This is a genomic window from Bacteroides finegoldii DSM 17565 (assembly GCF_000156195.1).
Taxonomy (GTDB): Bacteria; Bacteroidota; Bacteroidia; order Bacteroidales; family Bacteroidaceae; genus Bacteroides; species Bacteroides finegoldii.
This window is the reverse complement of the sequence record NZ_GG688322.1, coordinates 71,937-92,638: the sequence shown is the minus strand read 5'-3', so window position 1 is coordinate 92,638 and position 20,702 is coordinate 71,937. Positions and strand designations below refer to the sequence as shown.

At 40.3% G+C, this 20,702-nt stretch carries 18 protein-coding genes and 1 pseudogene; 14 read left to right on the top strand and 5 right to left on the bottom strand.

What is annotated here, in order from left to right; translation table 11 throughout:
• Window positions 1-56: 56 nt before the first annotated feature.
• Window positions 57-635 (bottom strand): HdeD family acid-resistance protein, encoded by a 579-nt coding sequence (locus BACFIN_RS11605; protein ID WP_007752230.1) that lies wholly within the window; start codon window positions 633-635, stop codon window positions 57-59.
• Window positions 636-835: 200 nt separating this feature from the next.
• Here BACFIN_RS11605 and BACFIN_RS11610 point away from each other — a divergent pair.
• Window positions 836-1,054, top strand: a pseudogene (locus BACFIN_RS11610) (Ppx/GppA family phosphatase); the annotation flags it as partial.
• A gap of 171 nt (window positions 1,055-1,225) precedes the next feature.
• Window positions 1,226-1,873 carry a GNAT family N-acetyltransferase gene (locus tag BACFIN_RS11615; protein ID WP_007752224.1) on the top strand — a complete coding sequence of 216 codons (648 nt, stop codon included), beginning with the start codon at window positions 1,226-1,228 and terminating at the stop codon, window positions 1,871-1,873.
• Between the two features lie 785 nt (window positions 1,874-2,658).
• Here the strand turns inward: BACFIN_RS11615 and BACFIN_RS11620 are convergent.
• From BACFIN_RS11620 to BACFIN_RS22980, 4 genes are all read right to left on the bottom strand, one after another.
• Window positions 2,659-4,998, bottom strand: a complete 2,340-nt coding sequence (locus BACFIN_RS11620; RefSeq protein ID WP_007752221.1) for an LruC domain-containing protein — start codon at window positions 4,996-4,998, stop codon at window positions 2,659-2,661.
• Between the two features lie 350 nt (window positions 4,999-5,348).
• Window positions 5,349-7,208 (bottom strand): SLC13 family permease, encoded by a 1,860-nt coding sequence (locus BACFIN_RS11625; protein WP_007752218.1) that lies wholly within the window; start codon window positions 7,206-7,208, stop codon window positions 5,349-5,351.
• A 99-nt stretch (window positions 7,209-7,307) separates the two neighbouring features.
• Entirely contained in the window at window positions 7,308-8,453 is a 1,146-nt protein-coding gene (locus BACFIN_RS11630; protein ID WP_007752217.1) for an iron-containing alcohol dehydrogenase, read from the bottom strand.
• 79 nt (window positions 8,454-8,532) lie between these two features.
• Window positions 8,533-8,673: a hypothetical protein gene (locus tag BACFIN_RS22980; RefSeq protein ID WP_004300101.1), complete on the bottom strand. Its 141-nt coding sequence runs from the start codon at window positions 8,671-8,673 to the stop codon at window positions 8,533-8,535.
• Between the two features lie 361 nt (window positions 8,674-9,034).
• Here BACFIN_RS22980 and trpB point away from each other — a divergent pair, with 361 nt between their 5' ends.
• The 12 genes from trpB to BACFIN_RS11690 all read left to right on the top strand — a co-directional run bounded on the left by trpB (window position 9,035) and on the right by BACFIN_RS11690 (window position 20,325).
• The gene (gene trpB, locus BACFIN_RS11635; RefSeq protein ID WP_007752215.1) at window positions 9,035-10,222 is read left to right on the top strand and encodes a tryptophan synthase subunit beta; all 1,188 of its coding nucleotides are present in this window, start codon (window positions 9,035-9,037) and stop codon (window positions 10,220-10,222) included.
• 48 nt (window positions 10,223-10,270) lie between these two features.
• Complete coding sequence (locus BACFIN_RS11640; RefSeq protein WP_007752214.1) at window positions 10,271-11,677, top strand: anthranilate synthase component I family protein; 1,407 nt, start codon at window positions 10,271-10,273, stop codon at window positions 11,675-11,677.
• Window positions 11,678-11,829: 152 nt separating this feature from the next.
• Window positions 11,830-12,396 (top strand): anthranilate synthase component II, encoded by a 567-nt coding sequence (locus BACFIN_RS11645; protein ID WP_007752210.1) that lies wholly within the window; start codon window positions 11,830-11,832, stop codon window positions 12,394-12,396.
• A gap of 4 nt (window positions 12,397-12,400) precedes the next feature.
• Entirely contained in the window at window positions 12,401-13,396 is a 996-nt protein-coding gene (trpD, locus tag BACFIN_RS11650; RefSeq protein WP_004316609.1) for an anthranilate phosphoribosyltransferase, read from the top strand.
• Window positions 13,397-13,566: 170 nt separating this feature from the next.
• Window positions 13,567-14,349, top strand: a complete 783-nt coding sequence (gene trpC, locus BACFIN_RS11655; protein WP_032839511.1) for an indole-3-glycerol phosphate synthase TrpC — start codon at window positions 13,567-13,569, stop codon at window positions 14,347-14,349.
• 26 nt (window positions 14,350-14,375) lie between these two features.
• Complete coding sequence (locus tag BACFIN_RS11660; protein WP_007752203.1) at window positions 14,376-14,999, top strand: phosphoribosylanthranilate isomerase; 624 nt, start codon at window positions 14,376-14,378, stop codon at window positions 14,997-14,999.
• 18 nt (window positions 15,000-15,017) lie between these two features.
• On the top strand, window positions 15,018-15,788 hold the full coding sequence (gene trpA, locus BACFIN_RS11665) for a tryptophan synthase subunit alpha (protein WP_007752200.1): 771 nt from the start codon (window positions 15,018-15,020) through the stop codon (window positions 15,786-15,788).
• 235 nt (window positions 15,789-16,023) lie between these two features.
• On the top strand, window positions 16,024-17,064 hold the full coding sequence (locus tag BACFIN_RS11670; protein ID WP_007752197.1) for an asparaginase: 1,041 nt from the start codon (window positions 16,024-16,026) through the stop codon (window positions 17,062-17,064).
• Window positions 17,065-17,221: 157 nt separating this feature from the next.
• A complete protein-coding gene (locus BACFIN_RS11675; protein WP_007752190.1) occupies window positions 17,222-17,587 on the top strand; it encodes a response regulator in 366 nt (121 codons plus the stop codon).
• Window positions 17,588-17,601: 14 nt separating this feature from the next.
• Window positions 17,602-18,765 carry a sugar transferase gene (locus BACFIN_RS11680; protein ID WP_007752189.1) on the top strand — a complete coding sequence of 388 codons (1,164 nt, stop codon included), beginning with the start codon at window positions 17,602-17,604 and terminating at the stop codon, window positions 18,763-18,765.
• A 10-nt stretch (window positions 18,766-18,775) separates the two neighbouring features.
• Window positions 18,776-19,726 carry a glycosyltransferase family 2 protein gene (locus tag BACFIN_RS11685; protein WP_032839510.1) on the top strand — a complete coding sequence of 317 codons (951 nt, stop codon included), beginning with the start codon at window positions 18,776-18,778 and terminating at the stop codon, window positions 19,724-19,726.
• Window positions 19,678-20,325: an acyltransferase gene (locus tag BACFIN_RS11690; RefSeq protein WP_007752183.1), complete on the top strand. Its 648-nt coding sequence runs from the start codon at window positions 19,678-19,680 to the stop codon at window positions 20,323-20,325. The genes BACFIN_RS11685 and BACFIN_RS11690 overlap by 49 nt, the downstream gene beginning before the upstream one ends.
• Window positions 20,326-20,702 lie beyond the last annotated feature (377 nt).

The following is a 20,702-nucleotide window of genomic DNA, read 5'->3' as shown; positions in this document are numbered from 1 at the left end:
TTGTTGGTTGTTTTAAGTTTGCGGGGAGGGGTGCTGTGAAGCAGTCCTCTTCTTTTTTATTCGATTATCTTTGCATCCTCAATATCATCATCGTCATGTACCACCGGAGTCTTCGGACGACGACGGTCAAACTTGAACCAGTTGATTAATTCGGTAAGCGAATAAACCAAACTACTCACACCAATAATTATAAATGCAGTATTACGTGCTCCCGTCGGATTAAACAAAGCGATAATACCCGCAATGAGAATCAATGAAGGAACCAAATAAAACGCTCCCGGAACGGGCATCCACCGACGTGCCATCGATAAAGAAGCAATCTGTTGCACTCCTCCCATTATCAGGATAAATCCCAATAGAAACATCAGAACATCTGCAAAGAATTCAGGCATCACAATCAGCCAAAGTCCAAATAATAAACTGCCGATTCCTTCTATCGGGAAACGGGGAGCCGCCTCACCTTCCTGTCTTTTCCGGCCGAAATAGCCAAAAAGGCTGATAACACCAGGAATCAAGAAGGCAACACCTACCGTAATAACAATATAGCTGGCAGCCGCATTGGGCCAAATCACGAGTACCAATCCAATCACAAGTGCGAAGAGAATGCGAATAAGGGAATAATTCATTGTTTTCATAAATTCTATATTTTTTAACCGAGTCTGTTCCAATACTTTTGCGAATATAAGTGTTTCTACTGAAATATAAAAATAACAAATAAACTTTGTAATAAGTTCGTAATAATATCGTTATGACGATTACATCTCGCATTGATATTTTTGCAGAAAATTTAGACGGTTCTCTTTCAGTATGAAACAAAGTGAAATAAGAAAGATTACTGCAAGATATATATGAAACATTGAAAGCTCTCTCTACTGAACAGCGTATCAAACAATATAAGTTGAAACCGAACCGGGCCGATGTTATTATTCCTGCTGCTGAAATATTTCTTGAGATAGCTACTCATATAAAAGCCACCGGAATTATTGTACCTACCATCGGACTGTTCGACAGTATCATCGATAGTCTGTACACGCAAAAGATGAACAAGGTTTAATTCTCTACAATCTTGATGCATCAATACAAAAAGCTCCTGATACTAGTGTATATTCAAACTTTGTATCGGGAGTTTTTGTCTCATCTTGCTATAATGCACAGATTCGTCCTTAAAGAGATAAATATTCGAATTTTGTTCTTTATATTTGTGCAACTATATATTTGAAATAAGATGGATATAAAACTTAGAATTGAGCAACCTTCGGATTATAATGAAACCGAAAATGTCACACGGGAAGCCTTTTGGAATCATTTTTCTCCGGGATGTGACGAACATTATCTCCTTCATATCATGCGCAACCATCCCAAGTTTGTACCGGAACTCGATATTGTTGCAGAACTTAATGGCAAGATTGTCGGCAATGTAGTCTGCCTTAAATCATTTATCATGGCGGATGATGGTAACCAATATGAAGTATTGAGTCTGGGGCCCATTTCTGTTCTTCCCGAATATCAACAGAAAGGTATTGGAAGAAAAATGATTGCGCTGACCCAAGAACGAGCTTTCGATATGGGATTTCGTGCCATTTTACTTTGTGGTGATCCGGATTATTACCTCCGGCAAGGATTCATTCCTGCTGAAACATTAGGGATTCGCACCGAAGATAATATGTATGCCACAGCTCTTCATGTTTATGAATTATATGATAATGCCTTAGCCAACGCTAAAGGACGTTACATAGAAGATGAAATATATCAGGTCGATAAATCAGCTGCTAATGAGTTCGATAAGCGATTCCCTCCAAAGGAAATTATAGTTGGCACTCCGTCACAAAAGCGATTCGATCAGATAGTAGTGATGCGGAGAAAAGCGATTTAAGGTTGAATAAACTTAAATCGCTTGATTTGTACATTATAGAAGTTCTATCGTGCTATGCCATCAAGCAACTATTATTCAACATAGCTACTATTCTTTGTCTCTTCATAGTTACAAAGCATTAAAATATATAATTGGGATAGAGAGAAAAAATGCCTTAACAATTGATGAAACCTATCTTATAAAAACTATAGTTTACAAAAAGTCACCATTGACACTTTGTAATTCTTAATCTAGCAGGAATCGTTTCTTTCCTCCCTTTTATTGTAATAAAGAGTTTCTGCCACTGTAGAGGAATTTGCTCAAATCGTTATTCTATAATCAGGCACGATATATACACTTTTTGATACATCATCAAAACATTTACCACCAAAAGAGAGATTATCTATACCAATAAAGTTCCCTTTTATTCTTTTCTATTTATCATTATCAAAGACCGAAATAGAAAAATCAATGGAAGGAAAGTAGAAAATACTAACAATATTTACGACATAGCGACACTATCCCAATGGTTTGCTTACTCTATCCATAGCTTTTGGTGACATTATCCGCATCTTTTGCTTACTTTATCCTTATGTTTTTCACAAATATAACGATGCTTTTCCGATAAAAACACGGTGCTTTTGTACAAAACAAGCAAAATTTTCAGCATTTTAAAGGTTTTTGCTTGCTAACAGAGAGAAATAACAAAACATGTGAGATAGCAAAATCCCTGATTACACAAACAATCGTCAGTATAATCAGGGATTCTAAAACTTTATGTAAAAAGTATAGAGATGACGAAAAGTTTAGTACTGAACCACCTTGTCACTACTAACAGTCTTATACCAATCTGTGGTTGAGCTCTGATCGTGTGCCCAATCTGCAAATTTAGAATATGCATTCGTTATCACTGTTGTTTCTGTTGGATAAGCAAATTTATCAGGAACGCAAAGAGCCCAAGTATTATTAACTGCCTTGATTACTTCGAGCACTTCATTATCTGCCAATTGCCCATTCGCCGTAGACGAATTAAAATGAGTCAAATGGATTTCCGTTCTCTTTTGACCTATCCCCTGATAAGCAATGAAGAAGTCTAAATCATCTGTCACACTAGGGACAGATATTGCATTCTTAAGTTTGACGTTCACTTCAAGAGTGTATATATCGGTCAGAGGGGTACTAGCATTCCCTGTATTCAACATGGGACGTTGTGTTCCTGTATATCCATATATATAATGTGCGTCTCCAAACAAAGGAATCACAAGTTCATTACCATTCGTTTCATAAGATGCATTTTCAAATATTCCGGAATTTAATGAGCCAGTACGTTGAGCGGCACCTGCACCAAAATTTACCTCTTCTACATTATTTTTGTCTATTCCTCGTATTCTCAAACCAGCACCTAATTGTTTCACGGCACCAACCGCCCGAAGGTCGATTTTATATTTCAGTTCTTTCACGTCATTACCGGCTGCAGGCAAAGTTACATTCAACACAATATCATTGAAATCGTAATCGCCTGCTTTCGGATAGTTATCTTCGAAAGCATAAGAATAAACCGCATATCGGATCTCTACATTATCCGGTTCTTCATCAGAGTTATATCCTTCTTTAATACAGTCACCGTCAGCAGGAAGTATAAATTCTGCTTTACCCGGGTTACAATAGGTAGCACCTTGCTGCAATCCTTTATTTACTAACCATGCAAAAGGAGACCAGTCATAGTGTGCTTCGCCTTTATATGTTTGATCTGTTATCTCACAAATGATATTATTAGTTACTTTAGAAGTAGATTGAGCCAAACCGGCAGTATTGTCTATTGTGTGAATTCTTAATAAGGCAGTTCCTTGTGTCGGACCGGTAACTGTTCTGAATAAATTAGCTTTGCCCGTACAAGTCAACATGGATTGCGCTTCCATCACGATATTATTATCATTTCCATTACCCGTCAATTCTTTGCAAATAGCTTCGGAAGTATTTCCCATAACAAGTGTACCAAACTGTAATTTTCCTGCCTTCAGATAACAACCGTTTTTAATATTAGTATTGTTGTTACCATCTATATTTTCAACTTCAATCGTTCCATGATTTATCAATGTGGTACCATTGGTAGAAGCATTATAAGAATTCAGTTCAAGTGTTCCATAATTCACAAAATCAACTCCACTTCCACCTCCATCAATTTTCAAAAAGTCACAATCAATCGTACCGGCATTATAGTTCGTACGCCCGGCCGAACTATTTGTTATCTGAATACCTCTGTCGCCTACAATACTTCCTCCCTGCATCACAGTTATATAAGAAGCTTGAGTTAATACCAGGCTCCCATTTTTAACGACCTCTATCTTTCCACCATTCTCAACTATAATTTCTGTGATATTAGAAAATTGATTACTATTTTCTATAACCCATGTGCTTCCTTGAGGAACAATTACTTTCACAGCTTGGGCTCCACCACTGACACCAGAAGTGGTAAATCCACCATTAAAAGTACCATCCGGAATCTTAAACCAACGTTTTTGTTCCTTGAATACAGGCAAATTAGCATACTCAAACCATCCGAAACCTGCCCCCAAATCCCAACCGTTTTTAACTTCAGTAGCCGTCATTTTTTTATCACTAATAAACTCTGTTGTATAAGGAGCCTCCATAACAGGTATACTAGTCGCCACAGCTCGTGACATAGAACGTGTTGGTGTACCTTTGTCTCCAAAATGCGCTGTCACTGTGCCATTTTCAATCGCTGCCGGTTGAACCAGATAGCGTTTGTGCTCATCTATGCGTGCAACAAACACCTTATCAAGCGCTGTTGCACAATCCATCACCACATTCAAAGTCGTACTTTGATTGACAGTTCCTTCCGCTAAGAGTTTTGCTGTACTTCCCGGACTTAATGGATCGGCATCAAATATTTGTATCTTATAATCTACTCCCTGATCTCCATTAACTGACACATGCGCTGTCACACTTCGTGACACTGTCCAATCACCATCAGGATCGATGTTTTTTACAGGAAAAGTTTCTTCGTAAATTTGCTTCAGTTGATCTGCATCAAACAGATTTTTCTCATTATCAACACAACTGATAAAACTGATGGAAGACGCCAACAACGAGAAAGTGAATACTTTTGCAATGTTCTGTTTCATAATCTTTTAATGCTTTAGTTTGTTTTATTTGCGAAAAACATAAATCACTACTAATCAATAATCAGCAATGAACGCACAAAGATAATTGTATTTATAAACATTATACAGATTACATTGCATTTTCCGATTTGCAGTTAACATCTTTTAAAGCGCCTCACTCTAATTATTTATATTAGAAGACAGTTAGTTATATCGTTGAATATAAAAATTTTAATACTATTTATTCAATAGTATACAGCAAAAAAAAAGAGTTGCATGGAAATATGCAACTCTTCATAAAAAGACAAAGATTCAGCGCTACAAATCTCTATTTCTTTCATCTCCCCCATTGACAAAATAAAAATCAAAGACTAAAAGGGGAAAATCAATGGCAATACAAAAATCATCACGATTCCCATAATAATCTGCAACGGCAATCCTACTTTTACATAATCCATAAAGGTATATTGTCCGGCAGGCATCACCAAGGCATTAGGCGGTGTAGAAAACGGAGAAGCAAAACACATACTTGCACCTACCGTCACGGCAAACAAGAAAGGAACCGGACTGACTCCAATCTGTATGGCACTTTGCAAAGCAATCGGAGCAAGCAAAACAGCGGTAGCCGTATTACTAATAAACATCGTCATCAACGAAGTCGTAAAATAAATACCTGCCATCAATGCAATCGGTCCGTATGATCCCAAGCCGTTCACCAATGTATTGGAAATATATTCCGAAGCTCCCGTTTTCTCCAATGCCAGAGACATAGGAAGCATGGCAGCAATCAATACAATACTTTCCCAGTTGATCGTTTTATAAGCCGCCTCTACATTGCGGAAACATCCCGTAAGCACCATCAATATACCCGCTATCATAACGGCTGTAACCGGAGCTACCGGAATGAAATCAAAAACCATCATTGCCACCATTAACACCATAATAGCAGCTGCTACCGGAGCTTTATAATCTAACGTAACTTTAGCCGCTTCCGCCAAAGGTTGTCCCAAAACAACCCAATCAGCATCTTCCTTACTAAGACGGGCTATATTATTCCATGTTCCTTGCACCAAAAGCACGTCACCACTATGAATACGCTCATTCCCCAAATCTTGCAATAAATATTCCTTTTTACGACGAATCCCCAATACGTTTACATTAAACTTATCACGGAAACCAGCTTCTTTAATTGTCTGGTTTATCAAATTAGAAGATGGCATCAATACTATTTCAGCAATACCGATATCATAAAAATCAAGCGAATTAGTCGTACTTTTTGTTTCTTCCGTTGCATGGTCGCCCAAAATCTCCAACAGGTAATCTTCCGCAAAGAGTTGCACCTTATCAAAGTCTCCAGTCACATACAAAATATCCTCTACTTCTAACATCGTGTCCGGTGCAGCAAACTTTTGAGTAATCGTTTTCAGAAAACGATGTTGCGATGCATCACCACGACGAACTTCCATAATATTCAGACCATATTTACGACGAATATCCAGATCGATTATTGTCTTCCCCAAAAGCCTTGAATCTTTTATCACCTGTAAACGAAACAAGTTACTGGAGAGTCCATATTCATTAACCAACTGTTTCAATGACTTGCCCGAACGTTTATTATCATCTTTCTGGCCTTTTTTAGAAAGAAACCATTTACTAAGCGGCATCAGAACCAGTGTACCGACAATTACACAGACAATGCCGACAGGTAGGAAAGAGAAGAAAGAAAGCGGCTCAAGTCCGGCAGAAGTCAACGTATTCTGTATCACAAGGTTCGGCGGAGTACCAATCAGAGTCATCATACCTCCCATACTACTTGCAAAAGCCAACGGCATCAACAGCCTGCTAGGATTCATGTCGGCACTCATCGCCAGACTAACAACAATAGGAAGCATCAATGCCACCGTACCTGTGTTACTGACAAATGCACCAATGGCAGAAGTCACCAACATCACCAATAGAAACAACCGGATCTCACTGGTTCCCGCAAGTTTAAGTATTCGTGAACTAATCATTTTTGCCAGTCCCGTTTGGAAAATAGCCCCTCCTACTACAAACAATCCGATCATCATAATGACTACCGAATTGGAAAAACCGGAGAGTGCCTCGTCAGGAGTTAATATCTGAAAAACAAGTAAAGCTATCAGCGCACATAGTGCCACAATATCCGAACGAACCTTGCCATTCACGAAAAAGACAGCCGAAAGAACGAGAATAATAATGGTTATTAGCATACGTAATTAAATGATTGTTTTATTTTGACTCTATCAAAACTTATTTAGGTGAACAAAAATAGAAAATACTCCAGTGTCATTAAAACAAACTAGGTATGCTTAAAGTGCAACCTCTAATATCCTGCGAGCAACAGCACCTGTTACATTTCCATTCTCACCATATTTAGCACCACGTTCATTGAAGCGGCGTTCGATTTCCAGAATAGTTTCCTGTCCGATGTTCTCTTCATGCAAACGTGTAGTCAGTCCCAGTGAACGGAAAAATTCTTCGGTACGGCAAATTGCTTCATCAATCCGCTCTTCTCTTGTACCGGAAGTAATTCCCCAAACTCTTTCACCATACTGCAAAAGCTTATCCCCTTTTTCTTCATGAAGCACTTGCAACGTGGCAGGAAGAACAATGGCTAACGTATGGCCATGTGTCAATCCGTGCAAAGCAGTAATTTCATGCCCGATCATGTGAGTAGCCCAGTCTTGAGACACTCCCATAGCAATAAATCCATTCAATGCCATTGTAGCCGAAAGCATAAAATCAGCCATCAGTTGATAATCATGCTGGTTTTCACGAATTTTCGGAGCAATCTCCACCAGAGTTTGTAGAATACCTTCCGCCCAACGGTCCATAACGCGACTCTGTCCGGAAGTAGTCATATATTGCTCCATCACATGAACATAGGTATCAGCCAATCCACAAGCTACCTGATGAGGTGGCAAGGTAAAAGTTACTTCCGGATCAAGAATAGAGAAGATTGGATAGTTGGCATAAAAAGGATATTTCTCTTTCGTTTCGCGACGGGAAATAACTGCTCCGTTATTCATTTCCGAACCGGTAGCAGGCAAAGTCAATACAGTGGAAAGAGGTACAGTATGAGTTACCGGGCGTCCGGCAAGTACTAAATCCCAGGCATCACCATCATACAGGATTCCTGCGGAAATCAATTTCGTACCGTCAATAACAGAACCGCCGCCAACAGCCAGCAAATAGTCCACTTTCTCTTCTTTTCCCAAAGCAATCGCTTTACGGAGAGTTTCGATGGCTGGATTGGGTTCGATTCCCCAGAATTCTACCGTAAAATGGTCCTTCAATGCTTCCTTTACCTGATCGTACACTCCATTTTTCTTCACGCTTCCGCCGCCAAAAGTAATCATAATACGTTTGTCGGACGGTATTTCTTTAGCCAGCCGGGCAATCATCCCTTTTCCCATGATTAGTTTCACGGGATTTTGAAAAATAAAATTTTCCATATCTTAGTCTATTGTTATTATTTTGGTTATTAGTCACTATCCTTGCAAAGATACATGATTTATCCGAAGCCTGTCAGAATCAAGCAAAGAATTGTTGTGCCACGGAAGGAACCATAGCCGACAACCAGGGTTTCATATCCTCTGCTACCAATAACCAATACAATAATAATATAATGAAAATGGCAATAGCGATACCTACTAAAACTTTTCTCTGTTTCATAATTGTTTTTGTTTAAATATTCAATATTTATAAGAACAGTTCAGGTTGAAAATTGTTCTATATCAGAAAAATGAAGGCAAAAGAGAAAAAAAGTCATATTTTGTTTGCTGTTTCAAACAAAGTGTCTATATTTGCCCCCATAAAATTACAAAAGACAATGAGAACAATGTTAGTAAATACATATTGGTGGTGGCGCCCGTTACAACTCCGACAGTCGTAAGGGAGCAGTGCTCGTATGTATATACCTCATTAAAGATATAACAAATTTGAAAGAGCCCTGTCGCAACCTGCGACAGGGCTCTTTTTATTTACCCCCGTTTCAAAACAGATTCAATAATAACATAAAAATAGATATAGGATTATGAAAAGTTTTTTAGTTGACCAGGATGGCTATTACGGAGAATTCGGCGGTGCTTACGTACCGGAAATCCTCCACAAATGTGTTGAGGAACTAACGAATAAGTACCTCGAAGTGATTGAAAGCGAAGATTTTAAAAAAGAATTCGACCAGTTGCTACGTGACTACGTAGGACGTCCCTCCCCACTCTATCTAGCCAAACGTCTTTCTGAAAAATACGGTTGCAAATTGTATCTGAAGCGGGAAGACCTGAATCATACAGGTGCTCACAAAATCAACAATACCATCGGACAAATCTTACTGGCACGCCGCATGGGAAAGAAGCGTATCATCGCCGAAACCGGAGCCGGACAACATGGAGTAGCAACAGCTACCGTCTGTGCATTGATGGATATGGAATGTATCGTTTATATGGGAAAGACGGATGTAGAACGCCAGCACATCAATGTAGAGAAAATGAAAATGTTGGGAGCTACCGTTATCCCCGTTACTTCCGGCAACATGACTCTGAAAGACGCAACCAACGAAGCGATCCGCGACTGGTGCTGTCATCCTGCCGACACTTATTATATCATCGGATCTACCGTAGGTCCTCATCCCTACCCTGACATGGTGGCACGCCTGCAATCTGTTATCAGCGAAGAAATCAAAAAGCAACTGCAAGAAAAAGAAGGACGTGATTATCCGGATTATCTGATAGCCTGCGTGGGAGGAGGAAGTAATGCTGCCGGAACGATTTATCATTATATCAACGACGAACGGGTAGGCATTATCCTGGCGGAAGCGGGAGGTAAAGGAATAGAGACCGGAATGACCGCCGCTACCATCCAACTCGGCAAAATGGGAATTATCCACGGAGCACGTACCTACGTCATCCAAAACGAGGACGGACAGATAGAGGAGCCATACTCCATTTCCGCCGGACTGGATTATCCGGGCATTGGTCCGATACACGCTAACCTTGCCGCCCAAAGCCGTGCCAACGTATTGGCAATCAACGACGACGAAGCGATAGAAGCTGCCTACGAACTAACCAAACTCGAAGGTATTATCCCTGCATTGGAATCCGCCCATGCATTAGGAGCTTTGAAAAAATTGAAGTTCAAGCCGGAAGATATCGTTGTATTGACTGTTTCGGGACGAGGAGACAAAGATATTGAAACCTATTTGTCGTTTAACGAACAGCTATAAATAATTAGTCAACCATCATTCGCAATCAATAATCAAGCAATTATAGAAATGAAAACATTTAATTATACTACCCATAGCAAACAAGTGCTCGGAGATATGCATACTCCCGTCAGCATTTATCTGAAAGTGCGCGACATGTATCCTCAATCCGCATTAATGGAAAGTTCCGATTATCATGCCGGAGAAAATTCCCTGTCATTTATAGCCCTTTGTCCCTTGGCAAGCATCGGTGTAAACGGTGGCATTGTCACTGCCAACTATCCCGATAATAGCCGTACGGAAGAACCGCTGACAAAAACATTCAATGTAGAAAAGGCCATGAACCGGTTTATCAATCAGTTCCAGGTGACCGGAGATAATAAGAATGTGTGCGGACTTTACGGATATACGACGTTTAATGCCGTGAAGTACTTCGAGCACATCCCGGTAAAAGAAAGTCATGATGAGCAAAACGATGCTCCGGATTTACTATACATATTATATAAGTATGTCATTGTTTTCAATCATTTCAAAAATGAGCTGACATTAGTTGAAATGTTGTCCGAAGGAGAAGAAAGCGGTTTGCCGGAACTGGAAGCAGCCATCGAAAACCGGAATTATGCTTCCTACAATTTCTCTGTAACAGGCCCCGTAACCAGCCCCATCACCGACGAAGAGCACAAAGCAAATGTGCGCAAAGGAATCGCACACTGTATGCGCGGAGATGTTTTCCAAATCGTGCTTTCCAGAAGATTTATCCAACCATACGCCGGAGATGATTTCAAAGTTTATCGCGCACTCCGCAGCATCAATCCTTCTCCTTATCTTTTCTACTTCGACTTCGGAGGATATCGTATCTTTGGTTCTTCGCCGGAAACACATTGCAAAATCGAAAACGGCCGCGCCTACATTGATCCGATTGCCGGAACCACCCGTCGCACGGGAGACACAGTAAAAGACCGCGAATTGACAGAAGCTTTACTGGCCGACCCTAAAGAAAATGCAGAGCATGTCATGCTGGTTGATCTTGCAAGAAACGATCTTTCACGTAATTGCCATGATGTACGCGTGGTATTCTATAAGGAACCGCAATATTATAGCCATGTTATTCATTTGGTAAGCCGTGTCAGTGGTATGCTGAATGAAGGCGCCGACAAAATAAAAACGTTTATTGACACATTCCCGGCCGGTACGTTAAGCGGTGCCCCCAAAGTACGCGCTATGCAGTTAATCAGTGAAATCGAGCCACATAATCGTGGAGCCTACGGTGGTTGTATCGGTTTTATCGGATTGAATGGCGAATTAAACCAAGCAATCACCATCCGTACTTTTGTAAGCCGCAACAACGAACTCTGGTTCCAGGCCGGAGGAGGTATCGTAGCACGCAGCCAGGATGAATACGAACTGCAAGAGGTGAACAATAAACTGGGAGCACTGAAAAAGGCGATTGACCTAGCAGTCAATTTAAAAAATTAGCCAAAGATAGTAACTCACTCCCAAATTATGCACGATGATTGCATAGAGTTATGCACGACGGCTGCATAGAGCTATACACGATGGTTGCATAGAGCTATGCACGATGGCTGCATAAAATTGGTAAACAAACTAATTAAAATTAAAAATCAAAAATGAAAATATTACTTTTAGATAACTACGACTCTTTCACCTATAACCTGCTGCATGTAGTGAAAGAATTAGGGGCTACAGATGTAGAAGTAGTCCGCAACGACCAGATAGAACTTGATGAAGTAGATCGTTTTGATAAAATCATCCTGTCTCCCGGACCGGGCATACCCGAAGAAGCCGGATTGTTACTACCTATTATTAAGAGATACGCTCCGACCAAAAGCATTCTGGGGGTCTGCTTGGGTCATCAGGCTATCGGCGAAGCCTTCGGAGCACGTCTGGAAAACCTCAAAGAAGTATATCATGGTGTACAAACTCCGGTAAGTATCCTTCGTCAGGACCTGCTTTTTGAAGGATTAGGAAAAGAAATCCCTGTTGGAAGATATCATTCCTGGGTAGTCAGCCGGGAAGGCTTTCCGGACTGTCTGGAAATAACAGCAGAAAGCCAGGAGGGACAAATCATGGCAATCCGCCATAAAACATATAATGTACATGGTATTCAGTTCCATCCCGAATCAGTATTAACTCCGCAAGGAAAAGAAATTATCAAAAACTTCTTAAACGATTGAACTTATGAAACAGATTCTATACAAACTTTTCGAACATCAATATTTGGGACGCGATGAAGCGCGCACCATTCTACAGAACATCGCGCAAGGGAAATATAACGATGTGCAAGTGGCCTCACTCATCACCGTCTTTCTGATGCGTAATATTTCCGTAGAGGAATTATGCGGTTTCCGTGACGCACTGTTGGAAATGCGTATTCCGGTCGATTTGAGTGATTTCGCTCCGATTGATATCGTAGGAACCGGAGGTGACGGAAAAAACACATTCAATATTTCTACAGCTTCCTGCTTCACAGTTGCCGGAGCCGGCTTCCCGGTTGTGAAACATGGTAACTATGGAGCAACGTCGGTCAGTGGTGCCAGTAATGTAATGGAGCAACACGGTGTAAAATTCACCAGTGATGTAGACCAACTGCGTCGCAGCATGGAAAAATGCAATCTTGCTTATCTACATGCCCCTTTATTCAATCCGGCATTAAAAGCAGTAGCTCCGGTTCGTAAAGGATTGGCAGTGCGCACTTTCTTCAATATGCTCGGTCCATTGGTAAATCCGGTATTACCTGCTTACCAACTGTTAGGAGTTTACAATCTACCGTTACTTCGCCTTTACACCTATACTTATCAGGAAAGCAAGACGAAATTTGCCGTTGTTCATAGCCTTGACGGATATGATGAGATTTCTCTGACCAATGAGTTTAAAGTGGCAACCAGCGATCATGAAAAGATTTACACTCCCGAAAGCCTCGGCTTCTCCCGTTATAAGGATATTGATCTGGATGGCGGACAAACACCGGAAGATGCAGCTAAGATTTTCGATCATATCATGAATAATACAGCTACGGAAGCTCAAAAAAATGTAGTGATAGTCAACTCCGCTTTCGCTATCCATGTGATTCGTCCGGAAAAGACAATTGAAGAATGTATTGCTCTTGCCAAAGAATCATTGGAAAGCGGACGTGCATTAGCAACTTTGAAGAAATTCATTGAGTTAAATAGTTAATTTGATTTACGATTAGACAATTTACAATGTACGATTGAAGTTAGTATTACAAAAAAAGATCCGTGCGTGTACATGTGTTTATGATTTCAAAAGTGATATCAATCGTGCATCGTAAATCGTCTAATCATAAATCAATAAGTCTGATCATAAATATAAAAACCAACGAACTGATGAAAGATATATTATCCGAGATTATAGCAAACAAACGATTTGAAGTTGACCTGCAAAAGCGGGCTATTTCTATCGAACAATTACAGGAAGGTATTAGCGAATCTCCGACTCCCCGCTCTATGAAGCAAGCATTAGCCTCTTCCGCATCAGGAATCATCGCCGAGTTCAAGCGACGCTCTCCTTCCAAAGGATGGATACAAGAAGAAGCGCGTCCGGAAGAGATCGTTCCCTCCTATGCAGCGGCAGGTGCCTCCGCCCTTTCCATCCTTACTGATAAGAAGTTTTTCGGAGGAAGCCTGAAAGATATCCGCGCCGCACGCCCTTTGGTGGAAATTCCCATTCTTAGAAAAGACTTCATCATTGACGAATACCAGCTTTACCAAGCTAAAATTGTCGGTGCAGATGCCGTACTTCTCATCGCAGCCGCACTAGAACTGGAAAAGTGCAATGAACTGGCAGAGAAAGCCCACTCGCTGGGTTTGGAGGTCTTATTGGAAATTCACAACACTGAAGAACTATCATATATCAATAAGAAAATAGATATGATAGGCGTTAACAACCGTAATTTAGGAACTTTCTTTACGGATGTGGAAAACTCTTTCCGTCTCGCCGAACAACTCCCCCAAGATTCTGTATTGGTATCAGAAAGTGGCATCTCCAATCCTGAAATAGTGAAACGCCTTCGGACAGCCGGATTTCGCGGATTCCTGATCGGCGAGACATTGATGAAAACGGAACATCCGGGAGAAACCTTACAGAATTTCCTGCAAGCAATGCAATAACCAATCGCCTAAAAACAGACAACCCTATGATCAACGGAAAAATCATCAAAGTTTGCGGAATGTGTGAAGCAGAAAACATACGGGACGTAGAAGCGCTCGAAGGTATTGATATGCTGGGATTTATTTTTTATCCCAAATCTCCGAGATATATCTATGAACTTCCCGCTTATCTTCCTATTCACGCCAAGCGTGTCGGAGTATTTGTAAATGCAGATAAGCCGACAGTCAGTATGTATGCTGACCGTTTTGGGCTTGACTATGTACAACTGCATGGGACGGAATCACCGGAATATTGCCGGTCACTACAAGAGAGGAGACTGAAAATCATCAAAGCATTTTCGATAGCCCTACCCAAAGACTTGACAAAGGTATATGAATATGAAAAAGCTTGCGATTTTTTCCTGTTCGACACTAAATGCGAACAATATGGCGGTTCGGGGAATCAATTTGACTGGAATATATTGCATACATACAAAGGACACGTACCTTTTATATTAAGCGGAGGAATCCATTCCTGCAGCACCCATTCTCTCAAGGGATTCAGCCATCCCCTCCTTGCCGGATACGACCTCAATAGTCGTTTTGAAGTGAAACCCGGAAAGAAAGATACAGACCGGATCCGAACATTCCTAAATGAATTAAAATCATAATTAAAAAACTCAATAATCATGAATAGAATCAATCAACTTTTCAATAGCGATAAGAAAGACATACTTTCTATCTATTTCTGCGCCGGTGATCCTACTTTAGAAGGTACTGCTCACGTAATCCGTACTCTCGAAAAAAACGGAGTCGACATGATCGAAATCGGAATCCCTTTCAGCGACCCGATGGCGGACGGCATTGTCATTCAGAATGCCGCTACTCAATCTTTACGCAACGGTATGTCTTTAAAACTTCTTTTTGAACAACTACGGGATATTCGAAAGGATGTAAAAATTCCATTGATATTAATGGGATACTTAAATCCGATCATGCAATTCGGATTTGAAAATTTCTGCCGTAGATGTGTAGAATGTGGTATCGACGGCGTCATTATCCCTGATCTCCCTTTCCGTGATTACCAGGAACAATACCGAATCATCGCCGAACGATATGGTATCAAGGTGATTATGCTTATTACCCCGGAGACCAGCGAAGAACGCGTGCGGGAAATCGATGCTCATACGGATGGTTTTATCTATATGGTTTCATCAGCGGCAACCACCGGAGCACAACAGGATTTCAATGAGCAGAAGCGGGCCTATTTCAAAAAAATAGAGAATATGCACCTCAACAATCCGCTAATGGTAGGGTTCGGAATCTCCAATAAAGCGACTTTTCAAGCTGCTTGCGAACACGCCTCCGGAGCAATCATAGGCAGCAGATTCGTTACTTTGCTTGAAGAAGAAAAAGATCCGGAGAAAGCAATACTCAAATTAAAAGCTGGGTTGAAATGATTTATTGATGTGGATCAGCAGTTTACTCTGAGTCGTTAAATCCTCTCTCACGCTTTGCCTACATCTTTTATAAAAAGATGGCGGGAAATCTAAAAGAAGCAACCATCTTTTTTAGATTTCCCGCCACAACTTATTCATACAAATGAGGAATCCACAAAATTATTCGAAAACTCATCAATCATAAATCACAATTATTTCATATCTTTGCCAATATTTTAACAGTAGTTCAACAATTATGAGAGCAGAGACCCCTTCCGTTTTGTTAATTTACACGGGTGGAACGATCGGAATGATAGAAAATCCGGAAACTGGTGCCTTAGAAAACTTTAACTTCGATCATCTACTCAAGCATGTACCCGAATTAAAAAGATTCAACTACCGCATCTCTTCCTATCAATTCGAACCACCTCTCGACTCTTCGGATATGGAACCTGCTTACTGGGCAAAACTGGTAAAGATTATCAATTATAATTACGACTATTTCGATGGCTTTGTCATTCTTCACGGAACGGACACTATGGCTTACACAGCTTCCGCATTAAGTTTTATGCTCGAAAACCTAAGCAAGCCTGTCATCCTCACAGGTTCACAGCTTCCTATCGGGACTTTACGGACGGATGGAAAAGAAAACCTTATCACAGCCATTGAAATCGCTGCCGCCAAGAACTCGGACGGAACAGCCATCGTTCCTGAGGTTTGCATATTTTTTGAAAATCATTTGATGCGTGGCAACCGTACAACCAAAATCAATGCGGAAAACTTCAACGCATTTCGTTCTTTCAACTACCCACCATTAGCACGGGTAGGCATCCATATCAAATATGAGCCTAACTTGATTCGCAAACCCGATCCGACAAAACCGTTAAAGCCACATTATTTATTTGATACCAATGTCGTTATTCTGACGCTCTTTCCCGGCATTCAAGAAAGTATCGTGACCTCTCTCCTTCATGTTCCGGGACTGAAGGCTGTCGTAATGAAGACTTTCGGATCGGGAAATGCACCGCAAAAAGAATGGTTTATCCGCCAGCTAAAGGAAGCGACAGAACGTGGAATCATCATTGTCAACATTACCCAATGCGCGTCCGGAGCTGTGGAAATGGGACGTTATGAAACAGGAATGCATCTTTTGGAAGCCGGTGTTATCAGCGGATATGACAGTACCCCCGAATGCGCCATTACGAAACTGATGTTTCTGCTGGGACACGGATTATCCAACCAAGACATTCGGTACAAAATGAACTCTTGTCTGATAGGAGAAATCACTAAAGTTTGAAATAGAAGCCTATTATCATACTTATTTGATTTTATTTGTTTAAATATAGGTGTTATTCTAAAATAATATTTATATTTGCACTACTTGTAAATTTTATGTAACAACAAACTTATCTATAAACCTGATAACAAAACAAGCGACAGAAAGGTCTATTCGTATGAAAAAGAAAATATTACTAGTCGACGATAAAGCGACAATTGGAAAAGTAGCCAGTGTATACTTAGGAAAAGATTATGATTTTACCTATCGGGAAGATCCTATCAAAGCTATCGAATGGCTGAACGAGGGCAATATACCCGATCTTATCATATCGGATATCCGCATGCCTCTCATGACAGGAGACGAGTTCTTAAGATACATGAAAAATAATGAATTATTCAAGTCAATCCCTATTGTCATGTTATCCAGTGAGGAAAGCACGACGGAAAGAATCAGACTATTGGAAGAAGGCGCGGAAGACTACATATTAAAGCCATTCAACCCATTGGAACTCAAAGTCCGAATCAAAAAGATTATTGACTAATACCAGGCTGCTACATGCAATATTTTATTTATATAGGTAGAGATAGCAAGACGATAGAGTTGTTTTCCAAATTAAATGTAGGGGTATTTTATGCTGTGCCAAATTGTAGCAAAGCTATTAAAGCAGTAGACAAAATACGTGAAAAATATGATATAGCTCTATTTTTTGAACAAGTAGACCTCTCCAAAGATATTGCAGATGTCCGGTATATGCGCAAGAAATATCCGGGACTTTACATGGTACTTGTTATGGATTCGTTGTCTAAAGAAGAAGCGGCACAATATCTGAAAGCCGGAATCAACAATACCATTAAATTTGAAATGACTCATGAAGCCTTAACAGACTTATCAACTTTTCTCAAACGCCGCAAGGAGCAGAAAATAAAAGATCTCCAGCTCAAGGCACAAAATATCAAAGCTTTCCAGTTACCTTTATGGAAACGAATCTTTGATATATTATTTTCGGGAATGGCTATATTATGTCTTTCCCCTCTTTTGATATTTACTGCATTAGCCATTCGCTTGGAAAGTAAAGGAGCAGTCATCTATAAATCCAAACGAGTCGGAAGCAACTATCAGATATTTGATTTTCTCAAATTCCGTTCCATGTATACTGACGCGGACAAGCATCTGAAAGATTTCAATGCTCTTAACCAATACCAGCAGGAAGAAGAGGAGCCCGATATATGGGGAGAAGACATCGATACAGACATGAATGAAGAAGGCGATGAAGAAGAAATTCTTTTAGTATCCGATGATTTCGTTATCTCCGAAGAAGATTATATTCACAAAAAATCCAAAGAGAAAAGCAATGCTTTTGTTAAACTGGAAAATGATCCGAGAATAACAAAGATAGGACGCTTTATCCGCAAATACAGTATCGACGAGTTACCGCAGCTTTTTAATATCTTAAAAGGGGATATGTCGATAGTCGGCAATCGACCTCTCCCACTCTATGAAGCCGAACTACTGACTAGTGACGAACACATCGACCGCTTCATAGGTCCTGCCGGGCTAACTGGTCTATGGCAGGTAGAGAAAAGAGGTGAAGCAGGCAAACTTTCCGCTGAAGAACGTAAACAATTGGATATCATTTATGCCAAAACTTTTTCTTTCTGGCTGGATATAAAGATTATTCTAAAGACAGTTACTGCATTTATTCAAAAAGAGAACGTATAACTTCCCTTAAGTGATGGACTCTTATATCTACATAATAGATGATCTGGCATTCTTCCTTACAGGGATTCTGTTTCTATATTTTTTTGTATTATCCACCGCTTCACATTTCAGACATATCACATACCCTAAAGCTCAAAAAAAATATCGCTGCGCCATCCTTATTCGTGAAAGCAGTCCCCTTCCCGATTTATATGGGAAAGAATCACCCTACGAATTCATCACATACAACGATCTATATCAAGGTATCATCAGTTTAGACAAAGAACATTACGACTTGGCTCTTATCCTGCCTGATACTGCCCGCACTCTGTCCCCACAACTGTTGGACAAGATTTATGACGCTTATGATGCCGGAATACAGGCAATCCAGCTACATACACTCGTAAAAGGCTGCAAGGGATTTCGTTTCAAATTTCGAGTGATGCGTGATGAAATAAAAAACAGCCTGCACAGGGCAGGCAATACGCAATTCGGGTTATCATCCAATTTGCTTGGAACCAATATGGCTATTGATCTGGCATGGTTACAGAAAAACCTGAAAAGTTCCAAAACCAATATCGAACGGAAGTTACTTCGACAGAACATATATATCGACTATCTGCCGGAAGCCATTGTTTACTGCGAATCCTATCCGACCTCTCCTTATCGGAAACGCCCCCGAAAAATGATCTCTTATTTGCTCCCCTCTCTATTAGAAGGGAACTGGAGTTTCCTTAATCGGATTATGCAGCTATTGATACCCTCTCCGCTGAAATTGTGCATCTTCGTCGGTATCTATGCTTTACTGATGACAGCATATAACTGGACGTCATCATTTGGATGGTGGAGCATATTATTCGGTTTATTCATTGTATACAGTCTGGCGATTCCGGATTATCTGGTAGAAGACAAAAAGAAGAAAAAACACTCAATATGGAGAAAAAAACACTTAAGCAGCGAATTAAAGAAAACTCCGGTTTAAAACAGGCCGTTCACCGATTCATCATGCATCCTGTCAAAACGCGTCCTAACTGGTGGATACGTATCTTCGGTTACGTATATCTTAAACGAGGTAAAGGCTCCGTGATTTATCGAAGCGTTCGCAAAGATCTCCCTCCCTTCAACCGATTCTCCTTAGGAAGATATTCCGTTGTTGAGGATTTTTCCTGCCTCAACAATGCAGTCGGCGACTTGACCATCGGAGATTATACACGAATCGGATTAAGAAATACAATCATTGGTCCGGCCGCTATCGGCAACCACGTCAACCTTGCTCAGAATGTAACCGTCACAGGACTCAATCATAATTATGAAAATGTGGAAAAGAGAATTGACGAACAGGGTGTCAGCACACAAGCGGTTGTTATTGAGGATGATGTATGGGTAGGCGCCAATTCAGTCATTCTCCCGGGAGTGACTTTAGGAAAACATTGTGTTGTAGCTGCCGGAAGTATAGTCACTCATTCCGTCCCTCCCTATTCGATATGTGCCGGTTGCCCCGCAAAAGTTATCAAATCATATGATTTTGAAACAAATGAATGGGAAAAAGTAGAAAAATCAGCCATCAATAACTATAAATAATGAGAATAGCTACGCAATATACCTTATATAGGGGATTGTGACATATATTGAGATACACTATCTTTGCAGTATCAGAATTGAATTAATTAGTCATAATTTTATTACGTAGCCACATTTAAGTAAAAATGAAATAGGATCCTGCCGAAGTGATTTCGTCGGGATTTTGTTTTTATACTGACCCGAAATATCTACTGCCCCAATATTTTGCCGTTTTATTCACAAGCAATAAAAAAAACGAGTTAATTCTTTTTTTATAGAATCACTCGCCACCGCATCAGAAAAGCCAAAAGGCTTTTCCATAGTACCTCATTTTTTTCCTGAAAACTAATCTTCTTTTTTACCTCTAAAACGTCTTTACCTATTGTTATCCTTTTTAC

What these genes read in the sequence shown, in the direction of transcription:
- BACFIN_RS11605 (WP_007752230.1), bottom strand. Translation starts at nt 635, where the DNA reads ATGAAAACAATGAATTATTCCCTTATTCGCATTCTCTTCGCACTTGTG.
- BACFIN_RS11625 (WP_007752218.1), bottom strand. Translation starts at nt 7,208, where the DNA reads ATGCTAATAACCATTATTATTCTCGTTCTTTCGGCTGTCTTTTTCGTG.
- trpB (WP_007752215.1), top strand. Translation starts at nt 9,035, where the DNA reads ATGAAAAGTTTTTTAGTTGACCAGGATGGCTATTACGGAGAATTCGGC.
- BACFIN_RS11675 (WP_007752190.1), top strand. Translation starts at nt 17,222, where the DNA reads ATGAAAAAGAAAATATTACTAGTCGACGATAAAGCGACAATTGGAAAA.
- trpD (WP_004316609.1), top strand. Translation starts at nt 12,401, where the DNA reads ATGAAACAGATTCTATACAAACTTTTCGAACATCAATATTTGGGACGC.
- BACFIN_RS11660 (WP_007752203.1), top strand. Translation starts at nt 14,376, where the DNA reads ATGATCAACGGAAAAATCATCAAAGTTTGCGGAATGTGTGAAGCAGAA.
- BACFIN_RS11640 (WP_007752214.1), top strand. Translation starts at nt 10,271, where the DNA reads ATGAAAACATTTAATTATACTACCCATAGCAAACAAGTGCTCGGAGAT.
- BACFIN_RS11690 (WP_007752183.1), top strand. Translation starts at nt 19,678, where the DNA reads ATGGAGAAAAAAACACTTAAGCAGCGAATTAAAGAAAACTCCGGTTTA.
- trpA (WP_007752200.1), top strand. Translation starts at nt 15,018, where the DNA reads ATGAATAGAATCAATCAACTTTTCAATAGCGATAAGAAAGACATACTT.
- trpC (WP_032839511.1), top strand. Translation starts at nt 13,567, where the DNA reads ATGAAAGATATATTATCCGAGATTATAGCAAACAAACGATTTGAAGTT.
- BACFIN_RS11680 (WP_007752189.1), top strand. Translation starts at nt 17,602, where the DNA reads ATGCAATATTTTATTTATATAGGTAGAGATAGCAAGACGATAGAGTTG.
- BACFIN_RS11645 (WP_007752210.1), top strand. Translation starts at nt 11,830, where the DNA reads ATGAAAATATTACTTTTAGATAACTACGACTCTTTCACCTATAACCTG.
- BACFIN_RS11630 (WP_007752217.1), bottom strand. Translation starts at nt 8,453, where the DNA reads ATGGAAAATTTTATTTTTCAAAATCCCGTGAAACTAATCATGGGAAAA.
- BACFIN_RS11670 (WP_007752197.1), top strand. Translation starts at nt 16,024, where the DNA reads ATGAGAGCAGAGACCCCTTCCGTTTTGTTAATTTACACGGGTGGAACG.
- BACFIN_RS22980 (WP_004300101.1), bottom strand. Translation starts at nt 8,673, where the DNA reads ATGAAACAGAGAAAAGTTTTAGTAGGTATCGCTATTGCCATTTTCATT.
- BACFIN_RS11615 (WP_007752224.1), top strand. Translation starts at nt 1,226, where the DNA reads ATGGATATAAAACTTAGAATTGAGCAACCTTCGGATTATAATGAAACC.
- BACFIN_RS11620 (WP_007752221.1), bottom strand. Translation starts at nt 4,998, where the DNA reads ATGAAACAGAACATTGCAAAAGTATTCACTTTCTCGTTGTTGGCGTCT.